The organism is Shigella sp. FC1661 (genome assembly GCF_001712525.1).
GTDB classification, from domain to species: Bacteria; Pseudomonadota; Gammaproteobacteria; order Enterobacterales; family Enterobacteriaceae; genus Escherichia; species Escherichia coli.
The window spans coordinates 1-1,258 of sequence record NZ_MDGW01000347.1; the positions used below are offsets into that span (position 1 = coordinate 1).

The 1,258-nt window shown below is 45.4% G+C and carries 1 protein-coding gene and 3 pseudogenes; all 4 read right to left on the reverse strand.

The features are described 5' to 3' along the window. Window positions 1-299: pseudogene (locus BFF42_RS17700) on the reverse strand (IS1-like element transposase); the annotation flags it as partial. A 33-nt stretch (window positions 300-332) separates the two neighbouring features. Continuing rightward, complete coding sequence (locus BFF42_RS26815; protein WP_158250041.1) at window positions 333-491, reverse strand: hypothetical protein; 159 nt, start codon at window positions 489-491, stop codon at window positions 333-335. A gap of 21 nt (window positions 492-512) precedes the next feature. After that, window positions 513-875: pseudogene (locus BFF42_RS17705) on the reverse strand (hypothetical protein); the annotation flags it as partial. 10 nt (window positions 876-885) lie between these two features. Continuing rightward, a pseudogene (locus BFF42_RS17710) lies at window positions 886-1,258 on the reverse strand (IS1-like element IS1X2 family transposase); the annotation flags it as partial.

Genomic DNA, 1,258 nt, shown 5'->3' on the forward strand with positions numbered 1-1,258 from the left:
CACTGCCCGGTTGTATGCGCGAGGTTACCGACTGCGGCCTGAGTTTTTTAAGTGACGTAAAACCGTGTTGAGGCCAACGCCCATAATGCGTGCACTGGCGCGACATCCGACGCCATTCATGGCCATATCAATGATTTCTGGTGCGTACCGGGCTGAGAGGCGGTGTAAGTGAACTGTAGTTGCCATGTTTTACGGCAATGAGAGCAGAGATAGCGCTGATGTCCGGCAGTGCTTTTGCCGTTACGCACCACGCCTTCAGTAGCGGAGCAGGAAGGACATCTGATGGAAATGGAAGCCACGCAAGCACCTTAAAATCACCATCATACACTAAATCAGTAAGTTGGCAGCATCACCGAGGTCTGTTTTAGTTTTTCTATACCTGGTGCTAGTGCTTCGAGATTATTTTCTATGGGGATTTCAGGAAGGTCATTCATTTTTCGACGGACTAAATCACTACTAATATCATTACCAATTGATGAAACAGGGAACATTATTTTATCCTTTATAAATAATCAATAAAAATCATTATTAAAATGATCGGGTGAAAAAAAGAGAATTTGCCAACAATCTGAAGTAATGCAGGTTTTATTAAAGTGCGTAGGGGCTGTTAAGATGGCTTCTTTTTGGGTGAACTTTGCGCAATACTTAGAAATCGTCTCCTTAATACATTCCAGCTCTTTTTTATTGACGGCTGAGCAAGTACATTGTTCACCAAAAGGTGCAAAAGTGCCTACATCTAATGTTCGTATGATATAATTATCATGTTCTCCTGTAGAAATATCTATGATGAATGGACTCATATTTTCCGGTTGGATTCGGATCATGACAGAAGGAACATCGCCTTGATAGAAATTCAATGCAGTAATTGCAGGTAATGCTGCCAACTTACTGATAGTGTTTTATGTTCAGATAATGCCCGATGACCTTGTCATGCAGCTCCACCGATTTTGAGAACGACAGTGACTTCCGTCCCAGCCTTGCCAGATGTTGTCTCAGATTCAGATTATGTCGCTCAATGCGCTGAGTGTAACGCTTGCTGATAACGTGCAGCTTTCCCTTCAGGCGTGATTCATACAGCGGCCAGCCATCCGTCATCCATACCACGACCTCAAAGGCCGACAGCAGGCTCAGAAGACGCTCCAGTGTGGCCAGAGTGCGTTCACCGAAGACGTGCGCCACAACCCTCCTCCGTATCCTGTCATACGCGTAAAACAGCCAGCGCTGACGTGATTTAGCACCGACGTAGCCCCACTGTTCG

Coding starts and splice junctions, on each gene's coding strand:
- BFF42_RS26815 (WP_158250041.1), bottom strand. CDS start 491: ATGTTCCCTGTTTCATCAATTGGTAATGATATTAGTAGTGATTTAGTC.